The organism is Clostridium sp. MCC353, from assembly GCF_018785315.1.
In the GTDB taxonomy this organism is placed as follows: Bacteria; Bacillota; Clostridia; order Lachnospirales; family Lachnospiraceae; genus CHH4-2.
The window spans coordinates 16,326-35,042 of the sequence record NZ_WQPN01000085.1 but is presented as its reverse complement, the minus strand read 5'-3'; the positions used below and the strand labels follow the sequence as shown (position 1 = coordinate 35,042).

Below are 18,717 nucleotides of genomic sequence, written 5' to 3'. Positions count from 1 at the left end.
TATACAGCTTAAACAATGAGAGGATTAAGTCCCAACTGGCTGTTGGGTACTGAAACCCTACACTTATATATTAGGAGGAGTGAATATGGAAGCAAATCTGAATAAATACGCGTCTATCATTTACCGCCAGGCGCAGCGCTATTTTGATAAAGAATTAGAAAAACACGGTATCGGCTGTGGGCAGCAGTTCTTTTTACTGCATATCAATTCCAACGAAGGCATCAGCATGTACGACCTGGCCCGGCTGGGGCATTTTGATAAGGGGACGGTGACCAAAGCGGTGCAGAAGCTGGAAGAGGAAGGTTTAATCAGGATCGAAGTGGACCCGAAAGACCGGCGGATGCGGCGGCTTTATACCACCCGGAAGGCGGAAGAGGTGGTGAAAGCGGCCTATGACTTGCGGGAAACCTGGTTTGAGATTTTGACGGAAGGATTAACGGATGAAGAGGTCCGGACAATCGGCCTACTGATGTCCAGGATGGCGGAAAACGCATATGACTATATGAACGGAGGAATTTGACTTTGAAGACAGACATCAAGACAGAACAGAATAACGGAAATCCATTGGGATATGAGAAGATCGGAAAACTGCTGCTGAGTTTTGCCATCCCATCCATCATATCCTGCCTGGTGAACTCAATTTATAATATTGTAGACCAGATTTTTATCGGCCAGGGCGTCGGTTATCTGGGAAATGCGGCAACCACCGTGGTTTTCCCCCTGATGACCATCGTCATGGCCTTTGCTACCTTAATCGGCTCCGGCGGCAGCGCTTATGCGTCCATCATGCTGGGAGAAGGGAAATCCAAAGAGGCGAAACTTACATTGAATAACCTGGTAACCCTTTCCCTGGGCCTGGGCCTCATCATTACCGTATTGGGCCTGGCCTTTTTGGAACCCATGCTGATCAAGTTTGGGGCTACAGAAGCAGTGCTGCCCTATGCTGTTGATTATGGCTCCATCGTGCTTTTGGGAGTTCCCTTCAGCATTCTGGGCATTTCCCTTTCCAATATGGCCAGGGTGGATGGCAATCCTATGCTGTCCATGTACGGAATTTTAATCGGAGCGGCTTTGAATACCATATTGGATCCCATTTACATATTCGTTTTCCATTGGGGTGTGAAAGGAGCGGCGGTTGCAACGATCACTTCCCAGATCCTATCCTGTGTGATCCTGGCAGTTTATTTTGCTAAAGGCGGCCATCATATGGGATTCGCCAAATCCATGATGAAGCCAGTGAAGCGGATTTATAATAAAACCTTAACTCTGGGCGCTTCGGCGGGCATCACCTCTTTAGTGGCCTGTATTATGCAGGTGGTTATGAATAATTCCCTTGTTTATTATGGAAACCAAAGCGATGTGGGCGGTGAAGTGGCCCTTTCGGCCATGGGAATTGTGATGAAAATCGTGATGATCCTGGGTTCCTTCTGCATCGGGTTCGGCGTCGGCGCACAGCCGATTTTGGGCTTTAACTACGGAGCGAAAAAATACACCCGGATTAAGAAGACATACCGGCTGGCAGTCGTTGCGGCCACTGTTTCCATTACGGCCGGATGGCTGGTCTGCCAGACCATGCCGGAGCTGATCCTTCGGCTGTTCGGCAGTGAAAATGGACAGTTTATGACATTTGCGGTGAAATGCATGAGAATCTATCTGGGCGGCATTTTCTGCGCCGGATTCCAGATTGTGGCCACCAACTATTTCCAGGCCACCGGACAGCCCATAAAGGCATCTGTACTCTCCATGCTCCGCCAGCTTCTGCTTCTGATCCCGCTTCTGTTAATTCTCCCCGTGTTCTTTGGGCTGGACGGGATTTTATATGCTGGTCCTGCGGCTGATATCGGTTCGGCAGTGATTGTGGCGTGTTTCATTGTGCCTGAGATGAAAAAGCTGAATCAGAAGATTAAAGATCAGCAGTCATAATAATGGGCATAGGCGTCCTTTAACAGGTTCATTAACATCAATTCATCCTGGCTGGGACGCCTGTCTTTCCGCTGGAGACAGAGCATATAGCGGTAATAGGGCTTATCAGGGCGGCAGACTAAGAGGCCCATATCTCTTGGGATGCAGTAGCTGGGAATCACGGAAAGGCAGAGCCCTTGAAGCACCATCCGGCACTGGGCGATGGTGCTGTTCAATTCGCATACGACCCCGGCATTCATATGGTAATCATTGAACATTTTAAATGCAATCTGGTAATCACAGGTATCTCTGGGAGCCAGGGAAAAGCTTTCGCTGGCAAATAATGACATGTCGGCGACGGGAGGATTAGCGTAATCGGTGGAGGCAGCATAAGCGCCTGGGTGGTTTGGCGGAATCAGCAGCCAGACCTCTTCCTTTTTCATCAATTGTATGTAGTAGCGGCTGTCCTGGATGATTTCACTCCGGCCGATGATGGCCACATCCAGTTTGTTTTCGTGCAGTTTGTCTAAAATGGCAACGGCCCGGCCTTCCATGACATTTACATTAAAATTGGGAGCCAGGGGTTTGAATTTAGCGAACACTTTAGCAAAAATTTGGAGCATCATCTCAGAGGAGATGCCGATATTCAATGTATTTTCTTTTTGACGTATTTGGAGCTTTTCATAAAGCTCTTTTTTCATTTCCAGCATCTTTTCAGCAGTTTCTACGTAAAGTTCCCCGGCCGGAGTGATGGAAAGCCGGTTCTTTTCCCGTGCAAACAGAGTGAGCCCCAGATCCTTTTCCAATTTACTGAGAAACAAGCTCAGGGTGGACTGGGACACGAATAACCGCTCTGCCGCCCTGGTAAGGTTTTGCTCTTCTGCGATCACAACAATATAATTCAACTGTTTTAAGTCCATAGTCTCTCCCCTCATTTGTGAGCAGCGTTACAGGTTTTTGGTAACCGTTCAAACCGTTTTGAACGGTTACGTTTTATTATCAGCCGGCGGCGCTGGTATTGGTAGTTCTCTCTCTTTTCTCATTCTAATGGAAACTATTGATTTTTTCAATAGTTTCTATGAACTTTATATATTGGATTTATTTGTGCAAATACTATAAGATTGATTTATAGTTAACAGATAATTAGTGCGAAACTTACAATTATTTGTTGATCTTTGGGGATGGAATAGAATATGGCTCCATCCTTCTGAGCTACAGAAAATCACATGTATAGGAGGAACAAGAGATGAGGAAAATGAAAAAAATGATGTCACTTCTGCTGGCGGTTTCCATGATAGGCGGTTTATGCGCCTGCGGTTCAGCGGATAAGCCTGCGGCATCGTCAGGGCAGAGCACTGCGGCAGCCGGAAATACAGCGGCCGGAAACTCAGCATCAGGGGATGCGGGGGCATCAAAAGATGGGGCCGCTTCAGGTGACCCAGCGGGCAAAAAAGAAGGGGAATCCTCAGAGGCAGTTGGAAAATATAAAATCGGAATCATGACGGACACGGTTTCCTCAACAGAAGAGAACTACCGTGCGGCCATGACCATGAAAGAAAAATACGGAGATTTGATCGTCACAGCCACCTACCCGGATAAATCATCGGAACTGGAAACCACCATTTCCAACGCCCTCAGCCTGGCCTCAGACCCGGATGTTAAGGCCATTGTGTTTTGCCAGGCCATTGAAGGAACCACTGCGGCAATCCAGAAGATCAAGGAAAAACGCCCTGATATGCTCTGCATCGTAGGCGGAATGACAGAAGACCCTGCGGTAATCGGCGCTGAAGGCGTTGCGGATATCTGCCTTCAGAAGGCGACGGAAGAGCTGGGAATCCAGATGGTGGAAGGGGCCAAGGAGCGGGGAGCTGCCAGGCTGATCCACTATTCTTTCCCCCGCCAGATGGCCATGCAGGTAATCCACACCAGATACGAAGCCATTAAGGCCAAATGCGAAGAGCTGGGAATCGAATTTATGGAAGTTATGACGCCGGATACCCAGAGCGACGCCGGAGTTGCTGGAACCCAGCAGTTCGTCCTTGAAGATGTGCGCAGAAAGATCGAAGAATACGGGCCTGACACGGCATTTTACGCAACGGGCGTGGCGATGAACGAACCGATGATCAAAGCAGTTGTAGAAGGCGGAGCTATCTATATCCTTCAGTCCGATCCGTCTCCATTTAACGGCTATCCGGCAGCGTTAGGAATCGAAATACCGGAAGACAAGAAAGGCGATTTCCAGTACGGCCTTCAGCAGATCAAGGAAAAATCAACTGCTCTCGGTATGGAAAAACGCCTCTCCACATGGAGTTTCGCAGTTTATCCCATGTTCATCTGCGCAGGCGTGGAATATGCCAAAGCGTACTGTGAAGGGCAGACAAACGGCAAGTTCGATCCGGACGTATTGAAAGAGAAGATGTCCGAATACGCAAAAGCTGATATCCAGTTCAGCAACTATGTGGACAACAATGGAACAAAGTTCGACAATGTGATCTATGTGACCGGGGAACTGGTAGATTTCAGCACATTTGGCGAGTAATAAAAAACCGGAAAAGGTGATTGGAATGGCAAAGTACGAGTATGTCCTGGAAATGAAAAATATAGGCAAGGAATACTATGGAAACCGGGTTCTGAAAGGAATCAGCTTCCAGTTAAAGCCTGGTGAAATCATGTCCGTAATCGGAGAAAACGGCGCAGGAAAATCCACACTCATGAACGTTTTATTCGGAATGCCTGTGATTCATTCCACAGGCGGATACGAGGGGAACGTTTTATATGAGGGAAAGGAAGTATCCATAAAATCGCCGTACCATGCCATGGAGCTGGGAATTGGAATGGTGCATCAGGAATTTATGCTGCTGCCGGATTTTTCCGTTACGGAGAATATTAAGCTGAACAGGGAACTTACCAAATCAAATCCCGTCAGCCGAGTGTTCGGGAAAAAACTTGAGACATTGGACCGCAGAACCATGAAGCAGGACGCCAGAAGAGCTTTGGATAAAGTGGGACTTGGAATTGACGAGTGGGCCCTTGTGGAAGGAATGCCGGTAGGCTATATGCAGTTTGTGGAAATCGCCAGGGAGATCGATAAAAAGGACATTAAAGTCATTGTTTTCGACGAGCCGACGGCGGTGCTGACGGAAAGCGAATCCCAGCGCCTTCTGGAAGTGATGAAGAAGATCGCAGAAAGCGGCGTGGGAATCATTTTTATCAGTCATAAACTGGACGAGGTCATCCAGATTTCCGATAAAATCATGGTGATGCGGGATGGAGAGCAGGTTACCACCATTCCGGGAAAGAGCGCGTCGGCGGTACGGCTGGCGGAACTGATGGTGGGACGGGGAATCGATGGGGATTCCATCGCCCGGTACAGGGATTTTTCCGGAGGTGAGACATTGATGTCCATCCGGAACCTGAAAGTGATGATGCCTGGGGAAATGGTAAAAGGCATTGATCTGGACATAAAGAAGGGCGAGATTGTAGGATTTGCGGGCCTGGCCGGGTATGGAAAGCTGGGCATTTCAAACGGCATTCTGGGGACCTGCCATGCGGACGGCGAGGTGGTTTATAAAGGGGAACGCCTGAAACTGAACGATCCCCTGTCCGTTTTAAAGAAGCATATCGCCTTCGTTTCCGAAGACAGGAAAGGCGTGGGCCTGATTCTCCAGGATTCCATTGAAGACAACATCGTAAACCCGTCCATGCAGGTACACGGCCATTTCCTGAACCATTATGGGCCCTTCAGCCAGATCGACAGGAAAGGGATCAGCGAACGGGCCAAAAGAATGATCGGAGAACTTCAGATCAAATGCACCGGCCCCAAACAGGCCGTAGGCGCTTTATCCGGCGGAAACCAGCAGAAGGTCTGCATTGCCGCCGCCCTCACCCTGGAACCGGAAATGCTGTTCGTCTCGGAACCTACCAGGGGAATTGACATCGGTGCCAAGAAAATCGTGCTGGACTATCTGAAGAAGCTGAACCGGGAAGACGGGGTTACCATCGTTATCACTTCCAGCGAACTCAAGGAACTGCGGACTGTCTGCGATAGAATTGTGATCATAACCAGAGGGAAAATACAGGGAGTTCTTCTCCCCGACGCGCCGGATGCGGAATATGGGCTCATGATGTCGGGGGCGGGTGAAATGCTGGAATTGCCGGGCGAAGAGCCGCCGGGAGGAGCGCCGCTGGAAGGAGAAATGTTGGAAGCCGAACCGGCAGGAGATGAATCGCCGGAGGGCGAACCGGCAGGAGATGAATCGCCGGAGGGCGAACCGGTAGGAGATGAATCGCCGGAGGGCATGACATCGGGAGATCATGCGCCGGAAGGTGAATCAGCAGGAGGTGAGAAGAATGAGTAAGACAAAATTGAACGTCATCTATCAGTCAATCGGTCTACCAAGGCTGATTATCACAGGCTTTGTGGTGGTTTTATGCCTTCTTCTTCCGATCCTGGGCCTTCAGTCGGACATGCTGTTTTCCCAGTCCCTGACAAGAATTTTTATGAACCTGATCCTGGTGTTAGCTATGGTGCCTTCCATCACTTCCGGGATCGGCATGAACTACGGCCTGCCTCTTGGAATTGTCTGCGGGCTTTTGGGAGGGGCGCTGAGCCTGGAGCTGAGAATCACGGGGCTGGCCGGATTTTTGGCGGCAATTTGTATCTCACTGCCCCTGGCGGCGCTGTTTGGCGTGGGCTATGGAATTCTTCTCAACAAGGTCCGGGGGTCGGAAGGCATGATCGCCACCTATGTGGGATTTTCCGTGGTGGCATTTATGGATATTGTGTGGCTGGTGTCCCCGTTTAAAAATGACGCCATCACATTTCCCATGGGATCGGGCCTGAGAAATATCGTGTCCGTGGAAGGCAGCTATGAAAAAATACTGGATAATTTTTTGAAGATCCGGATCACGAAAAATATCGAAATACCCACCGGTCTGATCCTGTTTTCCCTGCTTTGCTGTCTGCTTATGTGGATCTTTCTGCGAACCAGGCTGGGAATCAAGATGAAGATCGGAGGGGCAAATCCCACTTACGCAAGGGCCATCGGGATCAAAGTGGATAAGACCAGGATTCTTGGAATGGTGATTTCCACCTGCTTAGGAGCCATAGGAATTATCGTCTACGCCCAGAGCTACGGTTTTTACCAGTTCTATAATGCCCCGCTCATGATGGCCTTCAGCTGTGCGGCCGCGATTCTCATCGGCGGCGCCACGGTCAGGAGGGCCACGGTCACCCATGTGATATTCGGAACGGTCTTATTCCAGACCATGCTGACCATCGCACTTCCTATCGCCAATGAAGTGATGCCTGAGGGGAATCTGTCCGAAATTATCCGTATTATCATCAGCAACGGAGTGATCCTCTATGCGCTTACGAAGGCAGGTGACAAGTGATGAAAAAGATAAAAGATCTGTTTTCCAATAATATCGTTACGGTCATGTTCCTTATTCTGTGTACCGCCGCTATCGTGGTCGCGGATCAGACCCCGGCTTTCCTGTTTGAGCAGATTGTTCAGCGGCTTTTCAGAAACGGGGTTCTGGTGCTGTCGTTAATCATCCCCGTTCTGGCCGGGCTGGGACTGAATTTTGGCATTGTTTTAGGGGCCATGAGCGCCCAGACTGCTATGATCATGGTGACATACTGGAAGGTGGAAGGCGTGCCCGGACTGGTTCTGGCCCTGGCGGTCAGTACTCCAATCGCTATCCTTTTAGGCGTGCTCATCGGGCGGCTTTTCAACAAAACCAAAGGCCAGGAAATGATTACGGGCATGATTTTAGGCTTCTTTGCCAACGGAGTTTACCAGTTTATCTTCATGGTGCTGGTGGGCGGCATCATCCCGCTGAATAACCCGGATATGACCATATCAGGCGGCATCGGCCTGTTAAATACCATGAAGCTGTCGGAAAAGACATCGGGCGCATTTGACAAGCTGATCAGGATTTCTCTGGATCAAGCGTTTTTATACGGATTTGTTCTGCTGCTCGCCGTATTCGTCTGGAAACTTTTTGCCGGGATCAGGAAAAGGGAATATCAGTCAGTGAAACGCACCGGAACCGCAGCCCTGGTTTACGGAGCGGTCCTGGCGGCTGTGAGGGGCAATGCAAAGCTGAATATGGCCATGGCCTTTGTGGATGTGCCTGTATTTACGGCCCTTTTGGTCATTCTTGTGGCACTGTTCACCCGTTTTATCATCAATACAAAACTGGGACAGGATTTCCGTTCGGTGGGCCAGAATATGAAAGTGGCGGTGGCGTCCGGCATCAATGTGGACAAAACCAGGATCATTGCCATCGTGATTTCCACCGTGCTGGCCAGTTTCGGCCAGATCATATCGATTCAGAACATCGGAAATTTTGCCACCTATACGGCCCATGAACAGGTTGCCACCTTTGCTATCGCGGCTCTGCTGGTGGGCGGGGCTTCCATAAAGAAGGCCAATGTCAGCCATGCATTTTTAGGAATTTTATTATTCCACACGCTATTTACGGTTGCGCCCATGGCCGGAGCCAATCTTTTCAACGATACCCAGATCGGGGAGTATTTCAGGGTATTCGTATCATACGGGGTGATCGCCCTGGCGCTGCTGCTTCATACGGCAAAAGCGGCCAAGCAGAGGAAACTTCTGCTGGAACAGGAACAACAGGCATAAATAATAAAACATGGAGAAGCAAATAAGATGAGCAATGAATATTTGATAAATGACAGGGAACCCCAGGCTTTATATCATTTTTTTGAGGACATTTCGAGGATTCCCAGAGTTTCCTTCAATGAGAAGGCCGTATCCCAGTACCTGGTGGATTTCGCCGAAAGCCGGGGACTGTGGTGTTACCGGGATGAAATGTACAATGTGCTGATTAAAAAAGAGGGGAGCGGGGGATGTGAAAACCTTCCTCCCGTGCTTTTGGAGGGACATGTGGATATGGTGGCGGCCAAAACCGAGGATTCCGGCCATAATTTTGACACAGACCCCATTGAACTGGTAGTGGAAGGCAGCATGCTCCGCGCCAACAAAACCACCCTGGGGGCGGACAACGGCTGCGCGGTGGCAATGATGCTGACCCTGCTGGACAAGGACGATTTGGTTCATCCGCCGCTGGAGTGTCTGTTTACCGCCCAGGAAGAGACCGGCCTTGACGGGGCAAAATATTTTGATCTCAGCAAAATTGATTCCAGGCGGGTGATCGGCCTGGACGCCGGATCGGAAGGCGTATTCCGCAAAGGGACCACCACGAAAATCCAGATGACGTCGGCGTTAAAAGCGGAACGTGAGAAAGCAGAAGGAAAGATATACGATTTGATCGTGGAAGGCCTGAGAGGCGGAGACCAGGGAGCCAACATACCGAAAGAGAGAATCTGCGCCGTAAAAATGACATCCAGAGCCCTTCATCATTTAAACAAGGAAATGGATGTGCGGGTGATCTCGATTGAGAAACTGGGAAAAGGCATCCCCGAAGACTGCAGGACGAAAATCTGCCTGACGGACGGAAATGAGGAGCGGATGCATGAAATTTTAAAGCAGCAGCAGGACCTGATCCGCCGGGAATATGCGGACAGCGACCCCGATATCAGGATACATGCCATTCCCTGTGAAGCAGAGACGGAAAATGACTTAGGGATGCTGACAAAACCATGCAGTGACAACTTAATCAATACCATCTACCTGATTCCCTACGGAGCCCGGAACCGGAAACCCTGCAAGCTGGACGAGGTGAAATGTTCCGTCATCATGAAAAAGATCTATACAGACCCGGATGCAGTCCGCATTTTCTCCGTGATTTCCACGGAAGAGATGATACTTGGAAATGCGTTGGATGAGGAGATGCGGACCTTTGTCACCACCCTGGGCTGGGACGTGGAATCGGTGGAACTGGACAAGGGCTGGGATTGGGAAGAAGTGTCCCCAATCCGGGATGTCATGGTAAAATCTTATGTGGAACTCTATGGAAAGGAACCTGTGGTCAATATCAGCCATGGGGGAAATGACTGCGTTATCTTAAAACATAAGATTCCGGAGATGGATATGGTGACCACGGCAGCCACTTATGAAGATTATCATACGCCGAATGAACATCTCTATATGGATTCGTTTGAGAAAGTTTATTATCTGCTGGAGCGGACGCTGTTTAATTTGACGTAGTGGGGATATTAAGAATAGCGGTGTGGGAAATGACGGAAAGAAGAGGGGAACCGGAGCAAACGGGAATTTAGACGTTTGCTCCGGTTCCTTCCTTTTTGCTGTTCTCCTCTATGCTAACATGATGGGCGTACGCGCTGTAGACCGTATTGTGGAACTTTGTGAACGGGACATTGCGTTTATCTGGCATAAGTCTGCAATACGGTCAACAGCTCTTACCCCGCGTATGTTTGCGTAGGTAACAACAGAATACAGCATGATTGGGTTAAACCCGGCCCCTCTCTGGGACTATCTATTTTCCGACAGCCCCTTTTATGTCCTTGCAAGTGTTAAAGATGGGATTATACTATATAATTCTGGGGTGTACCACTGGTATTGGCCAAATACTTCCTGAGATGTGCTTCTACACATTCCCTGATATCATTGGCGATTATTTTCGCACGCGTTTTTTTGATCCCGATTTCTCCCGCAATCGCCAATATCTCCCCCATTCCGGGATTTACCCCATTTCCATACACAGTCGTCGCATGTTCTCCCCCGACAGAGCTGCTGTATGTCAGATCATATGCCGGAGCCAAACGCCAGCGGTCTTCTTCCTTGCTGTACAGAAAGGAAAAATTCCTGGAGTGGTCGTCCCTGTTGTGCGCAAATATGTTGAAGCACATCAGGCGGAACAACTTTTCTATTTCCTCAAAATCCTTTGTCAGCTCCAGAGTCAGTCTCATCAAAATACTGTAATCCAGATTGGGAACCCGATGAGAAGTTTCCAGCAAGCCGCTGACTGATATCATGTGAATTCTCTGAATCCCCTCATCTGTTTCAGAAGCGGCCGCTCTGTCAAAACGTTTGGTTCCAAAATATCCGGCACATTGTTTGGAAGGAAACAGCCGGGTCGCAGTCATTTCAATTCCACATTGTTTCGCACAGAGAGAATAATCGTATTCCTGCTTTCCCATTTCCGGATCATCCATACGGGACGGGAATTTAATAATCCATTCCTCGCCGTCTACCTGGGTAAATATTTTTGGTCTGGCGCCTCCTGAAGAGCCTCCCATCATAAACAGATCATCCAGATGGTCCGAGGGTTGTTTTTTCAGGATCTTGGCGCACTCCTGCGCCATTTTGTCCAAATCCTGGCATACAGCAGTATTTTCAAAATGGTAATCCGGTTCATATGACAAAGCCCCCATACCCGTCGCCCCCACAATCGCCAAACGCTCTAAATTCCCCAATGTTTTGGGGTCTACATGATTTTTAAGCATAAGGCGGTCCACCAGCAGCCTTCCCCATCCATCGGGAAGGCTGTCCGCAAATACTCCGAAAATCCCCTCAAACGGATCTATTTTCGGAATAAATACCTTTTGTTCCAGGGGCAGAGAAAATGGGCTGATTGCAAAACCATCAATCAGCCATTCTTTGTCATATTCAAATGCGGCAAACCGCTCCTTGTACAACGCCATGGTTCCCATTTTTCGTCCCTGGCAAAACACATTCAGATGTTTAATCATTTTCACGAATGATCTCCTCAATGGACATCGGCGGAATATCCTCGAACAATGTCTCCAGCTGATCGCTGATATCCAGCGCTATGGCAATTTTGATCAGGGACAGCAGTGATATCTCGCCGCTCTGCTCAAACCGCTTCACAGACCCCAGGCTTACTCCTGATTTTTCGCTCAGTTTTATCTGTGACATTTTCTTTCTCTTGCGGATATCGCGGATTCGGGCGGCCAGGCTGCGCGCGGTCTCTGTGGGTGTTTTTTGTTTAAAGAATGTAATGTTCATAGATTATATATTAGCTCAAATCGGTTAATTTTGCAAGTTTTAGATCATATATTAGCTCGTTTTATGTAACAGTTCAGACCTATCTGAACTGTTACATAAAGTATATCGATTTAAAAGTAAAATATAAACTATTGACTTTTGAATTGAAAAAGTATATTCTTTTATTAAAAAAGTCAATATGGGGGCGGTACAATGAAGATCAATCAGAGAATTTATGAAGAGATAAAAAAGAACAATAATATAATAACCACATCCCAGGTGCTGTCATTAGGATACTCAAAACAGCTGCTGACGAATTATGTAAAAGAAGGTCTTTTGGAACGGTGCAGGCAAGGTGTTTATACTCTGCCCGATACAGTGCATGATGATACGTATACTATGATGCTCCGCTCTGAAAAGATCGTTTTTTCGCATGATACTGCACTGTTTTTGAACGGATTGTCAGAGAGAACTCCTTTTATTCATACAATAACGATTCCGAGTAATACAGCATTGCCGAATTCACTGAAGGGCGAATGTATTTGCTTTTATGTGAAGCCGGATTTGCATGATGTTGGAATTACGGATAAAAACACGACATTGGGAAACAGGGTCAGGTGTTATAATGCTGAAAGAACGATTTGTGATTTCATCAGATGCCGTAACCGATGTGATGAAGAGATGGTCATCAGTGCTATAAAAAATTATGCCTCATATGATAAAAAGGACTTGAACCGTCTGTATGCGTATGCGAGGCAGTTTAAAGTTGCAGAGGATATAAAAAAATATATGGAGGTATTGTTATGAGGAGCGGTGTAATGAGCCTGAAAGCCAAAATAAATAATTATGCTAAAAATAATAAAATTGCCGCACAGGTTGTTCTTCAGAATTATATGTTTGAACGTTTTCTGGAAAGATTATCTAAATCAGTTTACAGGGAAAAATTTGTGATTAAGGGTGGAATGCTCATTGCCGCTATTGTAGGATTAGATACCAGATCTACAATGGATTTAGATACAACCTTATTAAATTTTCCACTAACAGAAGAGAAAGTGAAAGAAGCTGTCAAGAGTATATGCAGCATTAATCTTGAAGATGAAATTGTTTTTGAGTTAGTATCAATCGCGCCGATTCGCAAGGATGATCAATACGGCGGATTTTGTGTGAGATTGAATGCTGTATATGATACGATAATTACTCCGCTTTCTATTGATGTATCTACGGGTGATATAATGACCCCATACGCAGTTCAATACGAATTTGGAGGTCTTTTTGATAATGAGGTGCTTATACGGCTGTGGGGCTATAACATAGAAACTGTTATGGCTGAGAAAGTAGAGACAGTATTAAGGCGTGGCGCATTTAATACAAGGCCAAGAGATTACTATGATATTTACATTCTTGGTACTACACAAAAATATGACGAAGACATGTTTAAAGAAGCGCTCAAAGCTACATCTGTACATAGAGGCAGTGCAGAAAATATTGCAGATACAAAAACAATAATTACACTGATATCAGAAAGTGATGAATTGAGGAAGATGTGGGAAAAATATCAGAAAAAATTTGTATATGCCAGAGATATATCTTTTGAGCAGATAATAAAAGTGTTAAATCGATTGGTACGGTAATAAGCTTTATATCGGTGGAGGTATGCTTCAGTTTAAGATGTGTACCTCCACCGAAAAATATACATTTAGGACAGTCCCTGCCCTTTCCCCAGCGTAAAATAAAGAATTACCGCAATAACCGCCGGAGCCATAAACCGGACTGAAAAGGCCCATATTTTTTTCAGCCCAAAGGGATGACCGGAAGTCTCCAGCTCGCGGGAGGCATTTTTAGTGCCCCAGACCCAGCCGGTGAAGATGCAGAAGCAGAGAGCGCCCAATGGGATCATCAGGTTATCGGTGAATTTCTCCATGGCGGCGTTCATGGGGATTTGATGAAGGCCGTTGGTGAAGTCAAACCATGGCAGGCGGATGTCCATGGCTCCCTGGGACAGGGAGTATCCGGCGCTGAGAACGCTCATGGGAAGCGCCAAAAGGAGGGTGGCTTTTAACCTGGACAGGTGGAATTCCTCTGTCAGCCACGCGATACAGCTCTCCAAAATGCTGATGGCGCTGGTTAAGGCGGCTAAAAACAGCAGAAGGAAAAATGCGAATCCCAGAAATCTGCCTCCGGGCAGACGGCTGAAAATCTCAGGCAGGGCCATGAATGCAAAGCCGCCGCCCATGCCCATCCCTTCCGGCCCCGCGGTCAGATAGACCACAGGAATGATGGCAAGCCCGGAAAGAATGGCAACCAAGCTGTCCAGAATGCAGATGCAGCCCGCGCTTTTTGCTAAACTTTCGGTTTTCGGAACATAGGAACCATAGGTCACCATGATGCCCATTCCCACGCTGAGGGAGAAAAAGGCCTGTCCCAAAGCGGCAACTACAGTATCACCGTTAAACTGTTCCGGGTCCACTTTCAGCATGAACCTGAGCCCTTCCCCGGCGCCTTCCAATGTAAATGCATAGATCACAATGCCTAAGAGAAGGACGAAAAGCCCGGGCATCAGGATTTTGCTGACCCGTTCAATGCCGCCGGACACCCCGTGCACAACTACATAGATGCACATCGCAAAAAATGCGGCTGCCCACAAGAGCGGTTCCACAGGTTCTGAAATAAAACCTGCGAAATATGAGGTGAAACGGTTTCCCCCGTCTGCAACAGCGCCGAAATCAGCTCCCGCCAGATAAACCCAGACGTATTTCATCACCCATCCGCCCACGATAGTATAATAGGAAAGGATGACGAACAAGGTGAGAACCCCGATGCCTCCGGCAAAACTCCAGTGGCGGTCAAGCTGCCTGAAAGCGCCGATCACATTTTTCTGGGTGCTCCGCCCGATGGACAGTTCGGCGAGCATGACCGGAAAACCGATGAGCGCAACGATCAGGATGTAGCAGATTAAAAATGCGCCGCCTCCATAAGCCGCCACCTTTCCCGGGAATTTCCAGATATTCCCCAGCCCCACCGCACTGCCTGCGGCAGCCAGGATGAAGCCGACGTTGCTGGCCCATTGGCTCCTTTTTTGTTTGTGTTCCATTATAACCTCTCATTCTGCCTGATTTCAGGCACATTTTTCTAATATTCGTAACAGTTCAGAACGGCTGATCTTCTTGACCGAAAAAGCTGGCGGGGAAGCATCGGATGTCCATCCGATGTGAAAATTGGTGAAGAAAGGCCCTTACAAGCGAGCTTGACGCGCCTTTCTTCACCGATTTTCCCGCCGTCCTGAACTGTTGCTAATATTCTTATCCGGCCGCATTTTGCCGCCTGCCATAAAATAAGCCGGGAACCCGGCGAAATATCGTGTATATTTTATCATAGTCTTTTTCCTGCGTCTACCTTTCACATTTAATTTTCCTTCCGTCTAACCTGTTGCATTTTTTAGGTAGATATCTTGCAAAGAGCCGGACGGTCCAACTGAAGATATAATCATACTGCTGTCCGGGATACTGCCGTAAGGTTCATATCGGCGGTCCAGGCAGCAGCCTGTTGGTTTAGAGACTTAAATATATCTGCTGTCCAGATAATTCTTTTTGTTTTTACAATGCGCTGTCATCACCTCAATCAGGTGTTCCATTGGCGGACTGAGGGCCAGCGTCTTATGATGGGCGATGATGATCCGGTAAAATGACCGGGGATTAATCGGGATTACAATCAAATCGTCATACGCCCCGGTCATGGTGACGGGCAGAAATGCGATGCCGAATCCATTTTGAACCATGTTCTTAACCGCATAGAAGTTGTTGATTTCACACAGAATGTTGGGAATGATGTGGTTTTGGCCCAGAATCCGGTCCACCAGCATTCGAAAATGGGTGCCCGGCTTGCTGAGGATGAAATCATCATTCTGAAACAGATGAAGATCCAGTTCCGGCGGCCTGCGTTGTTTTGTATAGTGATAAAGCCCTGCCAGGGGATGGGATTTCGGAATAATCATCACTAGCTCTTCGTTATAGAGAAAGGTCTCATCGATCAAAGTGTGTGGGCTGTCCGTTTCTCCCATGAGCGCCAGGTCAATGGAACCGTTCATCAATAGCTGTTTGGCCACAAATGTATCGGATTCGTTGATATTTATCTTTACATCCGGGTATTTTTGCTTGAAAACAGGGAGAAATTCGGAAAGGAGCAGCGATCCGGTCTGCCTGTTTACGGCCAGGGAAATGTATTCCGTATAGTGTTTGGAGAGATTGGCTATTTTTTCATAAGCATGGGCTTTGATTTGTATGATTTCTTTGACCCCTTTTAAAAAGATTTCCCCGGTTTCCGTCAAAACCATCTTGTTATTGGTGTAGATAAAAAGTTTTGTGCCCAATTCCTCCTCTGTTTTGCTCAACTGCTGGCTAAGAGCGGATTGGGTGATGAAAAGTTTTTGAGCAGCCTTCGACAGGCTCTGTTCCTCTGCGATTGCCGCCATATAATGACAAAATCGGATATCCATATCATTCCTCCTTATTCACGATGACAGATCCGCCGCAGGATGGGCTGGGGCGGCAAAGCGGAATTCTTTGTCAGTTTTATAGTGTTCCAGAAATTCATTGATCATCCATTTTTCAAATGGAGAAAGAGTTTTTCCTTTTTGAAAAACCATAATCTTCTTAATGAAATATTTCTGCTTGAGGCAGAAATATACGGCCCTGTTGTCATCGTCCATATAGGACTTGGGTATAAAAGCACATCCAACTCCCTGTTTTACCATATTCAAGAGAGCAGAAGAGTTGTTTGCTTCACAGACAATGTTGAGGGAAAGCCTTTTGGCAGCGAATAGGCTGTCCACAATGGTTCGTACTGCCGTGGATTCATGTGGAAGAATCAGTGGGCAGTTGAAAAGCCGGTTGATATCCATGACAGAAAGACTTTCGCGGTCTGAAGCTTCAAACGCCAGCGGATTCATAGCGGGCACCGCTAAAATGATCTCCTCCGAACACAGGGGAATAAAATCAACGCAGCCGCTGTTGTCGTCCACAACATTTAAAACCGCCAGATTCAGAGCACCGTCGGCAGTCTGTTTTATTAAAACATCGGCGCAGCCTTCTGTGATATGAACGGTTATATTTGGAAATTTTTTCTGCAGTTCGGGCAGCAGCCTGACGAAAAGATCCATATCCCGGTAAGGCGGTATTCCGAAATAAAAATCCACTTTTTTCTCATTGGACATGCTGGCGATTGTCTGGTTAGTGGCATTATAGACGTCCAGAATCTGTCTGGCCGCATCGATATAGACCCGTCCGTAGGCCGTTGGCGTCAGTTTTTTCTGAGTTCTGGCAAACAGGGAGACGCCCAGGCTCTCTTCCAGCACTAAAAGGTATTTGCTCAGAGTGGACTGAGAGATGCCCAGCTTTTTCGCCGCATTACGGGTGCTGCCCTCTTCTTCCAGCGCGATAATATAATATAACTGTTTTACGTTCATAAAGCTCCTTTCGCGCAAGGTATTTATTAATTTCAGTATACAGGCCAGGAAGTATCTTGACAAGGAAAATGTATAAAATGATGAAAAAAACTAATTGATATAGAAAAACTATAATAAAATGAAAAAAACTAATAGAAGCAGCTATTGGAGCGAAATATAGCGATTTTACTAATAATGAGTATGAAAAATACCTGTTTGATTAAAAAATATATCGAATATATAATGCAATTAGAAAGCTTTCTGAGATAAAACGAGAAAAAGACAGTAAGAGGCAGTTAGAAAAATAATTATGAAATGAGGGAAGAAAACTTATATGTATGATCTGATAATCAGAAAGGGTCATGTAATTGATTCCCGGCAGAAAATATCAAAGATTATGGACATTGGGGTGAGGAGAGGGAAAATAGAAGCGCTGAAAAATGAGATCGAAGAGGATGGAATGAACGAAATAGACGCCCTCGGATGTTTCGTTACTCCCGGATTCATCGATTACCACCTGCACATGTTTGCCGGGGGCTCCCGGCACGGCGTCCCGCCGGATATGGCCCTGCTTGCCAACGGCGTCACAACCGGAGTCGACGGCGGCACCTGCGGTTCGGCGAACTATGAAGTGTTCCACAAACACATCGCGCAAAATTCCATTGCCAAAATAAAAGCATGTATCAATATAGCGGAAGAAGGTCTGGTATCATTTTCGTTCAACGAGCATATTGACCCCTGCTATTATAAGCCGGATGCGATTAGAAAGGTCATTGATCGTTATCCGGGAGAAATCGTCGGAATCAAATTGAGAACGTCAAAGGGGATCGCGGCCCCACTCACATCAGAACCCCTGGAACGGACACTGGAAATTGCAGAACAATTAAAGCTTCCGGTGATTGTCCACGTTTCAGATCCCAGTTTTTCCATCGAACGGCTGGCTCTGATGCTCCGCCCGGGAGATGTTTTCTGTCATATGTATCAGGGAAAGGGGGAAACCATTCTCGATGAGAGAGGGCACGTAAAACCGGGAATTAAGAAGGCCAGGGAAAAAGGCGTGATTTTCGATGCCTGCAATGGAAAGGGCAATTATTCGTTCCGTGTTGCCGTGCCTGCTATGAAAGAAGGGTTTTACCCGGATATCCTGAGCACCGATTTGGGCCCTCTCACCTGCTATCAGCACCCTGTCATATCCCTGCCATTTTTGATGTCCAAATATATCAATATGGGGATGGAACTGGAACAGGTGGTGGATATGGTGACGGCTTCACCGGCCAGGCAGATTGGAGAGGAACAGCTGGGAACCCTTGCCTGTGGTACGGCTGCGGATATTGCCGTATTCAGAATGGAGGAGCGGGAGGTCACATTCTATGACTGTGATGGGATGGAAGTGAAAGGGCAACGGATACTCATTCCACAGCTCACGGTGAAAGACGGGACGATTGTATATAGGCAGACCGGATTTTAAAGTGAAGC

General features: G+C 47.5%; 16 protein-coding genes. 10 read left to right on the top strand and 6 right to left on the bottom strand.

Annotation, left to right across the window (positions count from 1 at the left end):
• Positions 1–85: 85 nt before the first annotated feature.
• A complete protein-coding gene (locus GPL15_RS15705) occupies positions 86–520 on the top strand; it encodes a MarR family transcriptional regulator (RefSeq protein ID WP_215699632.1) in 435 nt (144 codons plus the stop codon).
• Positions 521–522: 2 nt separating this feature from the next.
• A complete protein-coding gene (locus GPL15_RS15700; protein WP_215699631.1) occupies positions 523–1,923 on the top strand; it encodes an MATE family efflux transporter in 1,401 nt (466 codons plus the stop codon).
• Here GPL15_RS15700 and GPL15_RS15695 read toward each other — a convergent pair.
• Complete coding sequence (locus GPL15_RS15695; RefSeq protein ID WP_215699630.1) at positions 1,911–2,822, bottom strand: LysR family transcriptional regulator; 912 nt, start codon at positions 2,820–2,822, stop codon at positions 1,911–1,913. The genes GPL15_RS15700 and GPL15_RS15695 overlap by 13 nt on opposite strands.
• A gap of 326 nt (positions 2,823–3,148) precedes the next feature.
• Between GPL15_RS15695 and GPL15_RS15690 the strand changes: the two genes are divergently transcribed.
• The 5 genes from GPL15_RS15690 to pepD are packed head-to-tail and all read left to right on the top strand — an operon-like array spanning position 3,149 to position 10,040.
• Positions 3,149–4,441 (top strand): DUF3798 domain-containing protein, encoded by a 1,293-nt coding sequence (locus tag GPL15_RS15690; protein ID WP_215699629.1) that lies wholly within the window; start codon positions 3,149–3,151, stop codon positions 4,439–4,441.
• A 25-nt stretch (positions 4,442–4,466) separates the two neighbouring features.
• Positions 4,467–6,260, top strand: a complete 1,794-nt coding sequence (locus tag GPL15_RS15685) for a sugar ABC transporter ATP-binding protein (protein ID WP_215699628.1) — start codon at positions 4,467–4,469, stop codon at positions 6,258–6,260.
• Positions 6,253–7,296: an ABC transporter permease gene (locus tag GPL15_RS15680; RefSeq protein WP_215699627.1), complete on the top strand. Its 1,044-nt coding sequence runs from the start codon at positions 6,253–6,255 to the stop codon at positions 7,294–7,296. The genes GPL15_RS15685 and GPL15_RS15680 overlap by 8 nt, the downstream gene beginning before the upstream one ends.
• On the top strand, positions 7,296–8,552 hold the full coding sequence (locus tag GPL15_RS15675) for an ABC transporter permease (protein ID WP_215699626.1): 1,257 nt from the start codon (positions 7,296–7,298) through the stop codon (positions 8,550–8,552). The genes GPL15_RS15680 and GPL15_RS15675 overlap by 1 nt, the downstream gene beginning before the upstream one ends.
• Before the next feature lie 27 nt (positions 8,553–8,579).
• On the top strand, positions 8,580–10,040 hold the full coding sequence (gene pepD / locus GPL15_RS15670; protein ID WP_215699625.1) for a beta-Ala-His dipeptidase: 1,461 nt from the start codon (positions 8,580–8,582) through the stop codon (positions 10,038–10,040).
• Between the two features lie 338 nt (positions 10,041–10,378).
• Here pepD and GPL15_RS15665 read toward each other — a convergent pair whose 3' ends face one another.
• Positions 10,379–11,545 carry a type II toxin-antitoxin system HipA family toxin gene (locus GPL15_RS15665; protein ID WP_215699634.1) on the bottom strand — a complete coding sequence of 389 codons (1,167 nt, stop codon included), beginning with the start codon at positions 11,543–11,545 and terminating at the stop codon, positions 10,379–10,381.
• The gene (locus GPL15_RS15660) at positions 11,538–11,822 is read right to left on the bottom strand and encodes a helix-turn-helix transcriptional regulator (RefSeq protein WP_215699624.1); all 285 of its coding nucleotides are present in this window, start codon (positions 11,820–11,822) and stop codon (positions 11,538–11,540) included. The genes GPL15_RS15665 and GPL15_RS15660 overlap by 8 nt, the downstream gene beginning before the upstream one ends.
• Positions 11,823–12,014: 192 nt before the next feature.
• On the opposite strand from GPL15_RS15660, the gene GPL15_RS15655 reads away from it, so the two are divergent.
• Both GPL15_RS15655 and GPL15_RS15650 read left to right on the top strand, forming a co-directional pair.
• Entirely contained in the window at positions 12,015–12,608 is a 594-nt protein-coding gene (locus GPL15_RS15655; RefSeq protein ID WP_215699623.1) for an AbiEi antitoxin N-terminal domain-containing protein, read from the top strand.
• Positions 12,605–13,432, top strand: a complete 828-nt coding sequence (locus GPL15_RS15650; RefSeq protein WP_215699622.1) for a nucleotidyl transferase AbiEii/AbiGii toxin family protein — start codon at positions 12,605–12,607, stop codon at positions 13,430–13,432. The genes GPL15_RS15655 and GPL15_RS15650 overlap by 4 nt, the downstream gene beginning before the upstream one ends.
• Before the next feature lie 65 nt (positions 13,433–13,497).
• Here GPL15_RS15650 and GPL15_RS15645 read toward each other — a convergent pair whose 3' ends face one another.
• The 3 genes from GPL15_RS15645 to GPL15_RS15635 form a co-directional block, all read right to left on the bottom strand.
• On the bottom strand, positions 13,498–14,892 hold the full coding sequence (locus tag GPL15_RS15645) for a sodium-dependent transporter (RefSeq protein ID WP_215699621.1): 1,395 nt from the start codon (positions 14,890–14,892) through the stop codon (positions 13,498–13,500).
• Between the two features lie 465 nt (positions 14,893–15,357).
• Positions 15,358–16,293: a LysR family transcriptional regulator gene (locus GPL15_RS15640; RefSeq protein WP_215699620.1), complete on the bottom strand. Its 936-nt coding sequence runs from the start codon at positions 16,291–16,293 to the stop codon at positions 15,358–15,360.
• A 15-nt stretch (positions 16,294–16,308) separates the two neighbouring features.
• Positions 16,309–17,262, bottom strand: coding sequence for a LysR family transcriptional regulator (locus GPL15_RS15635; protein ID WP_215699619.1), 954 nt, complete (start codon positions 17,260–17,262; stop codon positions 16,309–16,311).
• 313 nt (positions 17,263–17,575) lie between these two features.
• Between GPL15_RS15635 and GPL15_RS15630 the strand changes: the two genes are divergently transcribed.
• On the top strand, positions 17,576–18,709 hold the full coding sequence (locus GPL15_RS15630) for an amidohydrolase family protein (RefSeq protein WP_215699618.1): 1,134 nt from the start codon (positions 17,576–17,578) through the stop codon (positions 18,707–18,709).
• Positions 18,710–18,717 lie beyond the last annotated feature (8 nt).

Excerpts from the sequence above, each read along its gene's own strand:
- GPL15_RS15705 (WP_215699632.1), top strand. The coding sequence starts at position 86 with ATGGAAGCAAATCTGAATAAATACGCGTCTATCATTTACCGCCAGGCG.
- GPL15_RS15695 (WP_215699630.1), bottom strand. The coding sequence starts at position 2,822 with ATGGACTTAAAACAGTTGAATTATATTGTTGTGATCGCAGAAGAGCAA.
- GPL15_RS15690 (WP_215699629.1), top strand. The coding sequence starts at position 3,149 with ATGAGGAAAATGAAAAAAATGATGTCACTTCTGCTGGCGGTTTCCATG.
- GPL15_RS15685 (WP_215699628.1), top strand. The coding sequence starts at position 4,467 with ATGGCAAAGTACGAGTATGTCCTGGAAATGAAAAATATAGGCAAGGAA.
- GPL15_RS15680 (WP_215699627.1), top strand. The coding sequence starts at position 6,253 with ATGAGTAAGACAAAATTGAACGTCATCTATCAGTCAATCGGTCTACCA.
- GPL15_RS15675 (WP_215699626.1), top strand. The coding sequence starts at position 7,296 with ATGAAAAAGATAAAAGATCTGTTTTCCAATAATATCGTTACGGTCATG.
- pepD (WP_215699625.1), top strand. The coding sequence starts at position 8,580 with ATGAGCAATGAATATTTGATAAATGACAGGGAACCCCAGGCTTTATAT.
- GPL15_RS15665 (WP_215699634.1), bottom strand. The coding sequence starts at position 11,545 with ATGATTAAACATCTGAATGTGTTTTGCCAGGGACGAAAAATGGGAACC.
- GPL15_RS15660 (WP_215699624.1), bottom strand. The coding sequence starts at position 11,822 with ATGAACATTACATTCTTTAAACAAAAAACACCCACAGAGACCGCGCGC.
- GPL15_RS15655 (WP_215699623.1), top strand. The coding sequence starts at position 12,015 with ATGAAGATCAATCAGAGAATTTATGAAGAGATAAAAAAGAACAATAAT.
- GPL15_RS15650 (WP_215699622.1), top strand. The coding sequence starts at position 12,605 with ATGAGGAGCGGTGTAATGAGCCTGAAAGCCAAAATAAATAATTATGCT.
- GPL15_RS15645 (WP_215699621.1), bottom strand. The coding sequence starts at position 14,892 with ATGGAACACAAACAAAAAAGGAGCCAATGGGCCAGCAACGTCGGCTTC.
- GPL15_RS15640 (WP_215699620.1), bottom strand. The coding sequence starts at position 16,293 with ATGGATATCCGATTTTGTCATTATATGGCGGCAATCGCAGAGGAACAG.
- GPL15_RS15635 (WP_215699619.1), bottom strand. The coding sequence starts at position 17,262 with ATGAACGTAAAACAGTTATATTATATTATCGCGCTGGAAGAAGAGGGC.
- GPL15_RS15630 (WP_215699618.1), top strand. The coding sequence starts at position 17,576 with ATGTATGATCTGATAATCAGAAAGGGTCATGTAATTGATTCCCGGCAG.